At 62.6% G+C, this 13,889-nt stretch carries 12 protein-coding genes and 3 tRNA genes; 5 read left to right on the top strand and 10 right to left on the bottom strand.

Annotated features, from left to right (window positions below; translation table 11 throughout):
- Positions 1-276 precede the first annotated feature (276 nt).
- From ACZ415_RS06635 to ACZ415_RS06620, 4 genes are all read left to right on the top strand, one after another.
- Complete coding sequence (locus tag ACZ415_RS06635) at positions 277-1,269, top strand: glycine betaine ABC transporter substrate-binding protein (RefSeq protein ID WP_344703614.1); 993 nt, start codon at positions 277-279, stop codon at positions 1,267-1,269.
- Positions 1,270-1,506: 237 nt separating this feature from the next.
- Positions 1,507-2,112, top strand: a complete 606-nt coding sequence (locus ACZ415_RS06630) for a hypothetical protein (protein ID WP_344703612.1) — start codon at positions 1,507-1,509, stop codon at positions 2,110-2,112.
- A 39-nt stretch (positions 2,113-2,151) separates the two neighbouring features.
- Positions 2,152-2,577 (top strand): DUF1090 domain-containing protein, encoded by a 426-nt coding sequence (locus ACZ415_RS06625; protein ID WP_344703610.1) that lies wholly within the window; start codon positions 2,152-2,154, stop codon positions 2,575-2,577.
- Positions 2,578-2,687: 110 nt separating this feature from the next.
- Positions 2,688-3,185, top strand: coding sequence for a TspO/MBR family protein (locus ACZ415_RS06620; protein WP_344703608.1), 498 nt, complete (start codon positions 2,688-2,690; stop codon positions 3,183-3,185).
- Between the two features lie 54 nt (positions 3,186-3,239).
- Here ACZ415_RS06620 and polA read toward each other — a convergent pair whose 3' ends face one another.
- On the bottom strand, positions 3,240-6,026 hold the full coding sequence (gene polA, locus ACZ415_RS06615; protein WP_344703606.1) for a DNA polymerase I: 2,787 nt from the start codon (positions 6,024-6,026) through the stop codon (positions 3,240-3,242).
- A gap of 236 nt (positions 6,027-6,262) precedes the next feature.
- Here polA and ACZ415_RS06610 point away from each other — a divergent pair, with 236 nt between their 5' ends.
- Positions 6,263-7,231: a homoserine kinase gene (locus ACZ415_RS06610; protein ID WP_344703618.1), complete on the top strand. Its 969-nt coding sequence runs from the start codon at positions 6,263-6,265 to the stop codon at positions 7,229-7,231.
- 75 nt (positions 7,232-7,306) lie between these two features.
- Here the strand turns inward: ACZ415_RS06610 and tdh are convergent, their stop codons facing one another.
- The 9 genes from tdh to mutY all read right to left on the bottom strand — a co-directional run bounded on the left by tdh (position 7,307) and on the right by mutY (position 13,888).
- A complete protein-coding gene (gene tdh / locus ACZ415_RS06605) occupies positions 7,307-8,347 on the bottom strand; it encodes an L-threonine 3-dehydrogenase (protein WP_344703604.1) in 1,041 nt (346 codons plus the stop codon).
- Positions 8,344-9,537, bottom strand: a complete 1,194-nt coding sequence (locus ACZ415_RS06600) for a glycine C-acetyltransferase (protein ID WP_344703602.1) — start codon at positions 9,535-9,537, stop codon at positions 8,344-8,346. Before ACZ415_RS06600 ends, tdh begins: the two co-directional genes overlap by 4 nt.
- Positions 9,534-11,042 (bottom strand): Na+/H+ antiporter NhaC family protein, encoded by a 1,509-nt coding sequence (locus ACZ415_RS06595; protein ID WP_344703601.1) that lies wholly within the window; start codon positions 11,040-11,042, stop codon positions 9,534-9,536. Before ACZ415_RS06595 ends, ACZ415_RS06600 begins: the two co-directional genes overlap by 4 nt.
- A 208-nt stretch (positions 11,043-11,250) precedes the next feature.
- Entirely contained in the window at positions 11,251-11,850 is a 600-nt protein-coding gene (locus ACZ415_RS06590) for a DUF2726 domain-containing protein (protein WP_464387711.1), read from the bottom strand.
- Positions 11,851-12,018: 168 nt separating this feature from the next.
- Positions 12,019-12,094: transfer RNA gene (locus tag ACZ415_RS06585), tRNA-Thr, on the bottom strand.
- Between the two features lie 75 nt (positions 12,095-12,169).
- A tRNA-Gln gene (locus ACZ415_RS06580) sits at positions 12,170-12,244 on the bottom strand.
- Between the two features lie 5 nt (positions 12,245-12,249).
- Positions 12,250-12,325, bottom strand: a tRNA-Phe gene (locus tag ACZ415_RS06575).
- 115 nt (positions 12,326-12,440) lie between these two features.
- The gene (locus tag ACZ415_RS06570; RefSeq protein WP_344703598.1) at positions 12,441-12,713 is read right to left on the bottom strand and encodes an oxidative damage protection protein; all 273 of its coding nucleotides are present in this window, start codon (positions 12,711-12,713) and stop codon (positions 12,441-12,443) included.
- Positions 12,714-12,754: 41 nt separating this feature from the next.
- Positions 12,755-13,888: an A/G-specific adenine glycosylase gene (gene mutY, locus ACZ415_RS06565; protein ID WP_425552736.1), complete on the bottom strand. Its 1,134-nt coding sequence runs from the start codon at positions 13,886-13,888 to the stop codon at positions 12,755-12,757.
- Position 13,889: the final 1 nt, after the last annotated feature.

Here is a 13,889-nt window from a genome sequence, read left to right as displayed (position 1 = left end):
CGCTGCTCGGAACTGTGCTCAGAACGGTACATGGGCAACCCCTTGTTATTATCCGTGTGTGATGCGCGAGCGGACATCGCCCAAACGCGCAGGATAACGAGGGTAGAAGAGCACCGCGCGGACCGCCATACCACTTAAGTCAGCGCGGCAGTCGATAGCGCGTTAAGCCACGCTTTTCAGCACAACGGCCGCCTTATCCGGCGGACCGTTTTACGTTGCTCTTCATGTAAAGCAGCGCTAAGGTCGTGCTTACCGCAGCAACCATAAGGAGCCCGAATGACATCTGGCTTGCGTACTTCTCGTCGCTTTACCCTTCATGCAGGCATCACCGCCTGTGCCCTCGGTAGCGCACTGCTGGCCGCCCCGCTCGCCGCAAGCGCCGCTGACGAACCCGCCGCCGTGCGTTTTGCCGTGCCGCCCTGGCCCGGCGTTACCGTCAAGTCCCAGCTTGCCGCCACCCTGTTTGACGCCCTTGGCTACGCCCCGACCCAGCAGGAAATCGGCGCTACTATCGCCTATCAGGCGCTGGGCGAAAACGAACTTGACGCCTATTTGGCGTCTTGGCTGCCGGCTCAGCAAGGCATGTACGACACCGCCACCAGCGGCAAGCAACAGCTGGTTGACCTGGGCACCAACGTCGACGGCGCCCGGCTGGGCTTTGTTGTGCCGGACTATGTCTACCAAGCCGGCTACACCTCGGGCGAAGACCTGTGCAGCAAAGACCTGCAGGACAAGGCCGGCGGCACGATCTATTCCATCGAGGTCGGCTCCGGCACAAGCGATCTGCTGGCTGACATGCAGGACAGCGCCACCTACTGCCTGGACGAATGGAACCTCTCGGAAACCTCGGCCTCGGGCATGTTCAGCCAGGCCAAGGCAGCGATGAACCGCGACGAGTGGATCGTGTTCTACGCCTGGACGCCGCACTGGGCCAGCATCGAGTACGATATCCAGTTTCTCGACGACCCGGAAGACGCCTGGGGCCCGGACGGCGGGCGCAGCGACGTACGTACGCTGATTACCCCAACGTTTGCCGAACAAAATCCCAACGCCGCACGCCTGCTTGAACAGCTGACGTTCAGCGCCGATCAGCAAAGCGCGATGATCAGCGGCTTTAGCTATGAAGAGCGCCCCGCCGACGAAGTCGCGCTTGCGTGGCTGCGGGATAACCCCGCTCAGGTAAAAGCGTTCCTCGACGGCGTCACCACCCGCAGCGGCAAGCCCGCCTGGCCTGCGGTGAAAGACACGCTCAACCTGCCCGACGCCTGAGTGCTTGCCGGCACAAGCGCAAGAGAAAAGGCACACGGCCGCCCACGGGCGGCCGTTCTGCGTTGGGTGGCGGCACATTCTGCTATTTATCGATACAATTTTGCTTCTAAATTCAGCGCATAACAGAACCAGCCAGAGGGACATCCAAATCGATGATTTCTTTTCCTGTTCCAGTTGGCGATGTTACATGATCAGGCAATCATTAATCATGCGCGCCCCAACAATTCGGTGCCTTGGATGGAAAACTCACAACTTGATGCAATCGCGGTAATTCGCAAGTCGGGACATGAACCCATCACAGAGTGTGGACGCCCAGTCGGCAAGAGCCTGCTGGATTTTTGGCAATGGTCCACATCGGACCTTGTTGGTAACGCGATGCGCGGCGTTCTCGCCGAGTACCTTGTCGCGGTTGCGGTAAAAGGTGACAGTGGCACACGAACCGAATGGGATGCTTACGATGTAAAAACGGCGTCTGGGGTCCGGGTCGAAGTTAAGTCTGGTGCGTATCTGCAAACCTGGGCGCAGACCAAGCTCTCAACCATCCAATTCAACATAAGCCCCTCTTTCGGCTGGGATTCCAAAACCGAAAAACTCGGTACAACGCAGGTTCGCCAAGCTGATGTTTATGTATTTTGTATTTTGGCGCACAAAGACAAGTCGACCGTCGATCCGCTCAACCTGGATCAGTGGGAATTTTACGTTCTTCCCACCGAGGTGCTGAATCAGCAGCTTGGTAAGCAAAAAAGCATCGGCTTAAGAAACTTACTGCGTTTACACCCAAGCTGCGCCAGGCATCACGAGCTATCTGATGCTATTAATGTCGCCGCCCACGGCCACCACTAACTCAAGCGACGGCTCTTCGAATCCACAAATAGAACTGCCATGCTCAAGATACTCGCTCCCTTCTTAACCCGCTCAGCCAGCGCCCTGGCAGGGCTCGCGTTGCTGCTTGCAGCCGCTCCAGCGTTAGCATCGTCAAGCTGTGATAGCGTCACAGGCTGCGACTGGAAATTCTGCGAGATCGAAAACAAGCTGAGCATCGCCCAACAGCATGGTAACGATCATCAGATAGCCGGCTTGAAAAAGGCACTGCAAGAGGCAACGCGGCATTGTACCGATGAAGGTCTTCGCGAGGAGTTGATCGACGACCTACAGGACGCCAGAGAAGACCTGGCCGAGCACGAGTCCGACCTTGCAGAAGCTAAAGCAAACGGCGATGCGGATGACCGCCGCCAGTACCAGCAGGAGGTGGAAGAAAAAAAAGCTGACATTCAGCGGCTGGAAAACGAGCTTTCGCGCCTGGATTAAGCCCGGCCAATAGAACAGCCGCCCACGGGCGGCCGTTTTGCATTGGAAACGCGCTACCGTATTGTGACGCAGCACAATCAAGCCACACGTTAAAAAATCGAGAACCTTGTATGCCACCATTCTCAAAGCAAAAACAAGCCCTCGGCCTGCTCGGCTGGCTGGCCGTGTGCTTTGCCGCATCTGCCGTGGGGGCGATTGCCTCGATACGGGCCAGCGAGTTTTACGGCCAGCTGATGCAGCCTGACTGGGCGCCGCCGGCGTCAGTGTTTGGGCCGGTGTGGACGACGCTTTACGCACTGATGGGCATCGCCGCCTGGCTGGTGTGGCGGCGGGGCGGGTTTGCGCGCCAGCGGCGGGCGCTTGCGCTGTTTCTTGTGCAGCTTGCGGTAAACGCGCTGTGGAGCTGGGTGTTTTTTGTCTGGCACCAGGGCGCGCTCGGATTTTTCAATATCCTGCTGCTGATTGTGCTGGTGGCGGCGACGATCGTCGCTTTCTGGCGGGCGCAGCGGCTGGCCGGTGCTCTGCTTGCGCCCTACCTGCTGTGGATCAGCTTCGCCGCGGCGCTCAACTATTCAGTGTGGCAGCTCAACCCGCAGATTCTGGGCTGACATAGCGCGGCCTTTCGACAAAAAACGCCGGCTATGCCGGCGTCTTTCTGCGCTTTAGTGCGCTTCGTCCCAATGGGTGCCGCTTTCGGCTTCCACCGTTAGCGCCACGTTCAAGCTAGCGGCGTTTTGCATGCGCTTGGCGACGTCTTCCTTGAACGCGTCTACCTGATCTTCGGCGACTTCAAACACCAGTTCGTCGTGGACCTGCATCACCATCAGCGCGTCGAACTCGCCCTGTTGCAGCCAGGCGTCAACGTCGATCATCGCGCGCTTGATGATATCCGCCGCGGTGCCCTGCATGGGCGCGTTGATCGCGGTGCGTTCGGCTGCCTGGCGGCGGTTGCGGTTCTGGGCGTTGATTTCCGGCAGGTAAAGCCTCCGGCCGGCGACGGTTTCGACAAAGCCGTCCTCGGCGGCCTGGGTGCGAATGCGCTCCATGTAGCGCCCCACGCCGGGGTAGCGGTCAAAATAGCGGTCGATATAGGTCTGCGCCTGGCTGCGCTCAATGTGCAGCTGGCGCGAAAGCCCCCAGGCGCTCATGCCATAGATCAGCCCGAAGTTGATGGCCTTGGCGCTGCGGCGCTGGTCGGCGGTGACCTTGTCCACCGGCGTGCCGAACACTTCTGCGGCAGTAGCGGCGTGGATGTCCTGGCCTTCGGCGAAGGCGGCCAGCAGGCCCTTGTCTTCGGACAGGTGGGCCATGATGCGCAGCTCGATCTGGGAATAGTCGGCGGCGACCACGCGGTAGCCGGGGCGCGCGGTAAACGCCTGGCGGATCTTGCGCCCTTCCTCGGTGCGGATGGGGATGTTCTGCAGGTTGGGGGCCGACGACGACAGCCGCCCGGTGGCGGTCACCGCCTGGTGGTAGCTGGTGTGCACCCGCCCGGTGGCGGGGTTGACCAGCCGCGGCAGCTTGTCGGTGTAGGTGGATTTCAGCTTGGAAAGCCCCCGGTGCTCGATGATGACCTTGGGCAGCGGGTAGTCCAGCGCCAGCTCTTCGAGCACGGCTTCGGCGGTAGACGGCGCGCCCTTGGGGGTTTTCTTGAGCACGGGGAGCTTTTGCTCGTCGAACAGGATCTCGCCGAGCTGCTTGGGGGAGCTTAAGTTGAACTCGCGCTCGGCCAGCTCGAACGCCCGCTGTTCCAGCTCGTGAATGCGCGTTTCAAGCTCGCCGCTTTGGCTGTGCAGGCGCTCGGCGTCCAGCGCGACACCGGCGCGCTCCATGCGCGAAAGCACCGAGATCAGCGGCAGCTCAAGGGTTTCCAGCACTTGGGCCAGCCGCCCTTCCTCCTTGACCCGGGGCATCAGCTCGTCGAACAGGCGCAGGGTGATATCCACGTCTTCGCAGGCGTAGGGCACGGCCTGCTCCAGCGCTACCTGATTAAACGTCAGCTGCTTGGCGCCCTTGCCCGCGACTTCCTGAAACGACGTGGTGGTCTCGCCTAGGTACTTCAGCGCCAGCGAGTCCATGTCGTGGCGGGTGGCGGTGGAGTTGAGCACATAGGAGGCCAGCATGGTGTCGGCCAGCGGCGGCGCCACGTCGATGCCGTAGCTTGCCAGCACGGAAATATCGTATTTGAGGTTCTGGCCGATCTTGGTCTTGTCAGCACTTTGCCAGAGGGGCGTGAGCGCTTCGAGCACGGCGCAGCGATCGAGCTGGTCCGGGGCGTCCAGGTAGTCGTGGGCCAGCGGAATATACGCCGCCTCGCCGGCTTCCAGCGCCATCCCCACGCCGACGATTTCGGCCTCCATGTAGTTGAGGCTGGTGGTTTCCAGATCAAAGCAGAAGCGCTCGGCCTTTTGCAGCCGGGCAAGCCAGGCGTCCAGCTCTTTTTGCGTGGTAATCGTCACGTCCTTGCGCCGGCCGGAGGCTCCTGACGGCTCGCCGGCGTTTTCATTCTCGCCGTCCGCGGCGCTTGCCGGGGCCGGCGTGCCGCCTTTCACGTCGTCCACGCCCTGATCTTTCCCCTGCAGCAGCTCGGCCAGCTCGCGCTTGAACTCGAGCTCGTGGTAGAGCTCTACCAGCGCTTCCCGGTCCGGGTGGGCGATGTCCAGATCATCCAGCCCCGCCGGCAGCTCGCAGTCGGTCTTGATGGTGGCCAGCTCATAGGAGAGATACGCCTGCTCGCGGTGCGCTTCGAGCTTTTTGGGCAGGCTCTTGGCGCCGCGAAAGCCAAGCGTGGTAACCCGCTCCAGATCGGCGTAGATCGCATCCAGCCCGCCGCTTATGCCCTGCAAAAGCCCCAGCGCGGTTTTCTCGCCCACCCCGGGCACCCCGGGGATGTTGTCGGAGCTGTCGCCCATCAGCGCCAGATAGTCAACGATCAGGGCGGGCGGCAGGCCGAATTTACCCTCGACGCCGGCGGCGTCCAGGGCTTCTCCCTTCATGGTGTTGACCAGGGTAACACGCTCGTTGACCAGCTGGGCCATGTCCTTGTCGCCGGTGGAAATCACCGCGTCGCGCCCGGCCTCGGTGGCGTGGTGGGCAAGGGTGCCGATGACGTCGTCGGCCTCCACGCCGTCAATGCACAAAAGCGGCAGGCCCAGCGCTTTCACGCACTGGTGCAGCGGCGCAATCTGGCTTTTGAGGTCATCCGGCATCGGCGGGCGCTGGGCTTTGTATTCGCTGTAAAGCTCGTCGCGAAAGGTTTTGCCCGGGGCGTCGAACACCACCGCCATGGGGCTTTCCGGATAGTCCTTGATCAGGCGCTTGAGCATGTTGAGCACGCCTTTCACCGCGCCGGTGGGCCGGCCCTGAGAAGTGGTTAACGCCGGCAGCGCGTGAAACGCCCGGTAAAGGTAGGAGGAGCCGTCAACTAAAACGATCGGTGCGCGAGCCATAAGTATCCGTTGCCAAAAGGAGGGTGCAGAAAAGAGAATGCGGAAAAGAAAGCGCGGAAAATGTTTGCCGCCAACGTTGGCCGCTATAATACGCGCAGTGGCGCCGGTCCGGCGAGCACCGGCAGCGTTTGCCCGGGCGTTACCCGCGAGCAGCGCTGCGTTGTTCCGCAGCAACGCTGCCAAGTGAGACCTTGAGCCGCTACAATACGGGGCTTGGCAACCTGAGCGAGATTCTCATGGCTGTATTCACTCCGCTTGGCGACGCGCAGGTCGCTACGTTTCTCGAATCTTTTGACGCAGGCCGGCTGGTGTCGCTGCAGGGCGTGGCCGGCGGTACGGAAAATTCGACGTTTTTTGTCACCACCGACCGGCGCGACCTGGTGCTCACCCTGTTTGAACAGGGCGAGCAGGAGGAGCTGCCGTTTTTTGTCGATCTGCTGGACTATCTGGACGAGCGCGGCTTGCCGGTTCCGGCGCCGCTGAACGACCGCGACGGCGTCGCGCTCAAGCGCCTGGCGAACAAACCGGCGCTTTTGTTCCCGCGCCTGCCCGGCCGCCACCCGGAGCACCCAAGCCTTGAGCAGTGCCGGGTGCTGGGCGATACCCTGGGCCGCATGCACGTACTCTCCCAGCGCTTTTCCGGCCATCGCCCCAACCCGCGGGATTTGAGCTGGCTTACGGCCATGCACCACAAGGTGCTGGGCTTTTTGCGCCAGCAAGACCAGACGCTGATGAAAAACGCCGTGGACGACTTCGAAGGCGAGTTTGCCGCCCGGGGCGAGCTGCCCCAGGGCGCGCTGCACGGCGATCTGTTTCGCGATAACACCCTGTTCGAGGGCGACAGGCTCGGCGGCATCATCGATTTTTACAACGGCTGCACCGGGGATCTACTGTTTGATCTCGCCATTGTGATCAACGACTGGGCCACCGGTGAAGACGGCCGGCTGGATCAGGCGCGCCACGACACGATCATCAACGCCTATCAGGCGCGCCGGGCGCTCACCGCCGACGAGCGCGCGCTGTGGCCTACCATGCTGAGCATGACCGCACTGCGCTACTGGCTATCCAGGCTTTTAGTGGTGTATGTCAACCCGCCGGCGCATGACCTGACGCCTCACGATCCCACGCAGTTTCGCACCATCTTCAAGGCGCGCCAGCTGCACGGCGCGCTGCCGCTGCCTGAGGCCCCGGCGCACACAGCGTAGAGACAGCACGTACCGGCCGAGGCCTTGGCGCACGCCAAACATCGATGGCCTCGGCTCGCTTGGCAAGCTTCAGCGTCAGCCCGAAGACGCGCTGTCCCAGTTCATGACCACCTTGCCGGAGCTGCCCTCTTCCATGATGGCGAAAGCCTGCTCGTAGTCGTCCGCGGCAACGCGGTGGGTGATAACCGGTTCCAGGTCCAGCCCGGACTGGATGAGGCTTGCCATCTTGTACCAGGTCTCGAACATTTCCCGGCCGTAGATGCCGCGAATGGTCAGCCCCTTGAAGATCACCCGGCTCCAGTCGATGGGCATTTCGCCCGGGGGGATGCCCAGCATCGCCACCTTGCCGCCGTGGTTGATGGCGTCAAGCAGCTGATCGATGGCCGAGGCCACGCCTGACATTTCCAGCGCCACGTCAAAGCCCTCGGTCATATCAAGCTCGGCCATGACATCTTCCAGCGATTCCCGGGCAACGTTGACCCCGCGGGTCACGCCCATGCGGGCAGCCAGCGCCAGGCGCTCATCGTTGACGTCGGTAATCACCACATGGCGCGCGCCGACGTGGCGGGCGACGGCGGCGGCCATGATCCCGATGGGGCCGGCGCCGGTAATCAGCACGTCCTCGCCCACCAGATCAAACGCCAGCGCGGTGTGCACAGCGTTGCCGAAGGGGTCAAAAATCGCCGCCAGATCAAAAGAGACCTCATCGGGCAGCTTAAAGAGGTTGTAGGCCGGCAGCGTCATGTACTCGGCAAAGGCGCCCTGGCGGTTGACGCCTACGCCCACGGTGTTGCGACACAGATGGCGCAGCCCGGCGCGGCAGTTGCGACAGTAGCCGCAGGTAATGTGGCCCTCGCCGGAAACCCGGTCGCCCACGGCAAAGCCGTCCACGCCTTCGCCCAGCGCGACGATCTCGCCGCTGTATTCGTGGCCGGTAATCATCGGCACCGGCACGGTTTTCTGCGCCCACTCGTCCCAGTGGTAGATGTGCAGGTCGGTACCGCAGATGGAGGTGCGGCGAATCCTGATCAGCACGTCGTTGTGGCCGGGCTCGGGCACCGGTGCGTCGATCATCCAGATGCCGGGCTCGGCGTGGCTTTTGGCCAGGGCTTTCATGCAATCACCTCCAGTTCGCGGCCGATACGGGTAAACGCCTCAAGGGCGGCGTCGATCTGTTCCGGGGTGTGCGCCGCCGACATCTGGGTGCGAATGCGCGCCTGCCCCCGGGGCACCACCGGAAAGGAAAAGCCGATAACGTAGATGCCCTCGGCCAGCAGCCGCTCGGCGAAGGTCGATGCCAGCCGGGCGTCGCCCAGCATCACCGGGATGATCGGGTGGTCGGCGCCGGTCAGGGTAAAGCCGGCTTTTTCCAGCCCCTGACGAAAGCGGGCGACGTTGTCCCACAGCCGGCCGCGCAGCTCGCCGCCCTGCTCCACCATGTCGAGCACTTCATGGCTTGCCGCCACAATCGGCGGCGCCAGCGCGTTGGAAAACAGGTACGGCCGCGAGCGCTGGCGCAGCCATTCGACGATCGCCCCGCGCGCGGCGGTCACCCCGCCGGAGGCGCCGCCCAGCGCCTTGCCAAGCGTGGTGGTGATGATATCAACCCGCCCCATCACGCCGTGGTATTCGTGGGTGCCGCGGCCGCCCTCGCCCAGAAAGCCGGTGGCGTGGCAGTCGTCGATCATCACCATGGCGTCGTATTTCTCCGCCAGATCGCAGATCGCGGTGAGGTTGGCCACCACGCCGTCCATGGAAAAAACGCCGTCGGTGGCGATGAGCTTGAAGCGCGCGCCCTTGGCGTCGGCCTCCTGCAGGCGCGCTTCAAGTTCGGCCATGTCGTTGTTGGCGTAGCGGTAGCGCGACGCCTTGCACAGGCGGATGCCGTCGATGATCGAGGCGTGGTTGAGCGCATCGGAAATCACCGCGTCCTCGGGGCCCAAAAGCGTCTCAAACAGCCCGCCGTTGGCGTCAAAGCACGAAGAATAGAGAATCGCGTCGTCCATGCCCAGAAACTCTGCCAGGCGATGTTCCAGCCGGCGGTGCTCGGCGTGGGTGCCGCAGATAAAGCGCACCGACGCCATGCCCAGCCCCTGCTCGTGTAGGCCGCGCTCGGCGGCGGCGATCAGCGCCGGGTCGTCGGCCAGGCCCAGGTAGTTGTTGGCACAGAAGTTGATCACCTCGCCCTGGGCGACCTCGATCCGCGCCCGCTGGGGCGACATCAGTTCGCGCTCGTGCTTGTAGAGGCCTTCTGCGTGAAGCTCGTCGAGCTGGCTCTGCAGCTGTTGCTGAAACGCTCGGGTCATACTTTTTCTCCCTCGGCTGCGGTGTGTGTTGATTTTTCCGGCGGCGCTTTCAGCTCTTGCCCGCCGGGGCCTTCATAGCGACGGCCCCAGCCGGTCAGCACCGCCACGAGCATGATGACCACCAGCAGCCAGCCCTGGAAGACAAACGGAAACACCTCGGTGGGGGCAACGCTTGGCAGCCAGTCGTAGGTTTCCTGCATCAGCTTGATCGTGGACCACCCCAGCAGCACCGGCGCGCCCCAGGGAAAAATATAGCCCAGCGCTGAGGTCATCGCGTCAAGCATGTTGGCCCGGCGGTAGCGGTGAATGCGGTAGCGCTCGCCCAGCTCGCGCACAAAGGGCGCGGCGGCGATTTCGGCGGCGGTGTTGATGGTAATGGCGGTGTTCAAAAGCGCCACAATGCCCCAGATGGCAAGCTCGGCGCGGCGCACGGAGTTCTTGATCCAGCCCACCAGCTTACCGGTAACCACTTCCATGGTGCCGCCCAGCTTGAGCAGATAGGCCGCCGCGACGATCAGCAAAATCAGAATCGCCATGTTGACGTAGCCTTTCACGCCCTGCACCAGCGCGCCGGTCATCACCGTGTCGGCTTCGGCATCAAAGCCGATGATATCGCCCAGCACGCCGGTACCGGCCAGCAGAATCACCGGAACGGAGGCGATGATACCCCAGGTCAGCGACGTCAACAGGTGCTGGCCGGACAGCGCCAGCACCAGCACCAGCGCAAACGGCGCCAGCATCAAAAGGCCCATGGGATCGGTAGACGCCATCATCGACTCCAGCGCCGCCGGGTCGGCAAAGCTTGCATCTCCGCCGCCGCCGAATACGGCAAACAAAATGGCGGTGGGGATCGCCGCGGCAATGGAATACTTGAAGCGGCTGCGCACCACGCCGGGCACGTCGGCCCCTTGGGTGGTGGCCGAGACGATGGTGGTATCGGATACCGGCGCCAGGTTATCGCCAAAAATGGCCCCGGAAAGAATCGCGGCGAACAGCATGGTCGGGTCGCTGCCCACGGCCACGCCCGCCGGGTACATCAGCGTACAGAACGCCACCGTGGTGCCGTAGCCGGTGCCCACCGCAGTGGAAAAGATGCCCGCCAGCAAAAACGTCATGGCCACAAACAGCCCGCCGGTCACGTCGGACACGCCGCCCAGCCACACAAGGCCTTCGACCAGCCCGCCGACCTGCAGCACCTGGGCGAACATACCGGCAAAAAACCAGGCGACAATGGCGACCACGCCTACCGGCTGGGTCATGCCTTCAAAAAGGCCGTTGGCATAGTCTGACCAGCGGCTTTTACAGCAGAAAAGCCCCAGCACAATGCCAAACAGCGCGCCCATCACCAGACCTATCTCTGAAGACAGGCCCAGCACGCTGATGGTAACGGCCCAGACGACAAAAAAGGCCAGCGGCACGGCCGCACCCAGCGCGCCGAAGCGAAAGCTCAAAGACGCGATGGGCGGCGGCTGGGACTGCCCGGACGACGTAGTGGGCTCTGCCATGTCATTTCTCCTTGTATGCAGCGTAGGCATCAACGCGGTGTGCAGTGCCACAGCGCGCCGGCCGCCGAGATCCGCAGCGGTATCTGCCGGCAAAGCGGCTGCAAGCGTTCATTTTTTACCTAGACAAAGGTCAAAGTAGAGGATATGCAGCGCGCAGAAAAGCATCGCCGTCTTACACCATAGGCGTAGATCCCTGGCCCGGCGACGGCTACGCCGAAAGGCGCTTGGCGGCCTTGCCCCGCTTGGCGGGACGGGCGCGAATGGCCGAACGGATCTTTTTTTGCAGCACGGGCACCGCATACTGCTTGGCGGTGGGGATGCGCAGCAAGGGCATGCCGGCCTGAGCAAAGGCGGCGTTGACGAAAGCGTCGCGCCGGATGCGCTCCCGGCGCCCGTGCGTGGCGTCGTCCAGCTCGATGCAGCACGCCACTCGTCCGCTTTCGGGGTCGACCAGCACATAGCCGACGTGCTTCTGGCTGATACGCGAAAAGGCGCGCAGCCATTCGCCCCGGGGCAGCCGGGGGTCGTGCTCCACGGCAAGCACATCAGCGATTCTGACCTTCCCCATAAGCAGCCAGTCGTCGCCCACGGCCTTTTGCAGCGCCCGGGCAAAGCGCCATTCGGCGCGAGTAAAAAGATAATTGCGTGTCTGGTAGCGCGCACGGCGCGTAGACCTCGGTCGCAACCTCTTGAACAGGGCAATGCCAAGTGCAAGGACAACGACGCCGGCAAATCCCCAGACAAGCGGGTTGTTCAGATACTCCGGCCTGCTAAAGGTCACATCAAAAGGGAACGTAAAAGAAGGCATAAAAGGGAGCTCAAAGGGCAGAAACATCCGCAACGCACACCTGAAGCCGAAGGATAGCCGTGGAGATCTACGGAACAGCTATGTGGCGTATTATGCAAACGCAAAAAAGCCGCCCTTCGGGGCGGCTTTTTATATTCTCTAACGCACTGACTGCAAAGGCTTTTGCAGTGGTGCCGACACCAGGAGTCGAACCCGGGACCTACTGATTACAAGTCAGTTGCTCTACCAACTGAGCTATGTCGGCGCTGCGTTTCTTGAGAAAACAAACATGCCGAGGCGATACGCTTTGGCACGTTCATCAAGAAAGAGTGTTGGCGAATGGCTGGGGTAGCAGGATTCGAACCTGCGCATGCCGATACCAAAAACCGGTGCCTTACCACTTGGCGATACCCCAACGGTTGGTGGCCGGAGACGGAATCGAACCGCCGACACGAGGATTTTCAATCCACTGCTCTACCAACTGAGCTATCCGGCCGCCGCCAACGGTGCGTATTAAACTAAAAGCGACGCCTTTCGTCAACTCTTTTGTAAAACTTTCTTTCGTTTCTGCCTTTGCTTTCCGCAGCTTATCTTCTACGCGGCTCAACGCCCTATGCCTGGGGCGGTACGTAGCCCTCGGCCCGATCCGTTTCGCGGTTGTCCAGAAAGCGCTCCATCTGCTCCATCAGGTAGGCCCGGGCGTCGGGGTCCAGCATATTGAGGTGCTTTTCGTTGATCAGGCGGGTCTGCAGCGCCTGCCACTCTTCCCACGCCTGCTGGGAGACGCTTTGCTGGATCTCCTGGCCTTTCTGGCCGGGAAGCGGCGGAAACGGCAGCGCTTTAAGCTCTTTTTGGTACTTGCGGCAAAATACGGTCTGACTCATGGCTGACTCCTTGCAGCAACGCGAAGTGATCATCTAACAGGCTACGCATGGCCCGGCGTATTATCCAGACGAAACGGCGCCCGCTCGGCGGCAAATTCCGTAAGCAAACGTTTGACCGGGGCGGCCAGCCCCAGCGCCGGCGGCCGATTGACGTCGTACCACAGACCGCCTTCACGCACCGTGCCCGCCGCATCGCAGGCCACGGGCTGAGGGGTAATCTCCAGGCGGAAATGGCTGAACACGTGGGTAAACGTCGGCCGCGCCGGCTCGTGCTCGGGGGCTTTGGCATGGGCCGCCAGCCAGTCCTTCAGCTGTTCGCGGGTATCGAACTGCGGCAAACACCAAAGCCCGCCCCAGAGTCCCGCTGGCGGGCGCTGCTCGAGCCACACGCGCCCCTGACCGTCGTGGAGCATCAGCATCAGCGTTTGCCGGGTGGGTACGGCCTTTTTGGGTTTGGGCTCGGGATAGCGGCGCTCCTCGCCCCGGGCGTGGGCCACGCAAACATCAGCAAACGGGCAAATCGCGCAGTCCGGCGCGGCGCGCGTGCACAGCGTCGCGCCCAGATCCATCATGGCCTGGGTGTAGTCGGCAAGTCGCGTATCAGGCGTGTAATGGTCCGCCAGCGCCCAGAGGCCGCGCTCTACCCGGGGCCTGCCGGGCCAGCCTGCTACCGCGTGCAGGCGGGTAAGCGTGCGCTTGACGTTGCCGTCGAGCATGACCGCGCGCTCGCCGGTGCTCTGGGCAATGATCGCCCCGGCGGTGGAGCGGCCGATGCCCGGCAGCGCAGTGAGCTCCTCCACGCTTGCGGTTGGCAGCTCGCCGCCGTAATCCTCCACTACCACCTGAGCTGCCCTGTGCAGATTGCGCGCCCGGGCGTAGTAGCCAAGTCCCGTCCACAGGTGCAGCACCTCGTCCTGCTCGGCGGCGGCCAGATCGCCAAGGGTGGGAAAGCGCTGCATAAAGCGCTCGAAATAGCCGATGACGGTGGCGACCTGGGTTTGCTGCAGCATGATTTCCGACACCCACACCCGGTACGGCGTGCGCAGCGCCTGCCAGGGCAGATCGTAGCGCCCGTATTGGTCGAACCAGTCAAGCAGGCGCTGCTGAAAGCGCGCCGGCTCAAGCACCGGTTCAGGCATGGCGGGCCGGCGTTGATGATGCTTGGGCTGTGACATG

Source organism: Halomonas cibimaris (assembly GCF_055379665.1).
This window is presented reverse-complemented; position numbering and strand designations above follow the sequence as displayed.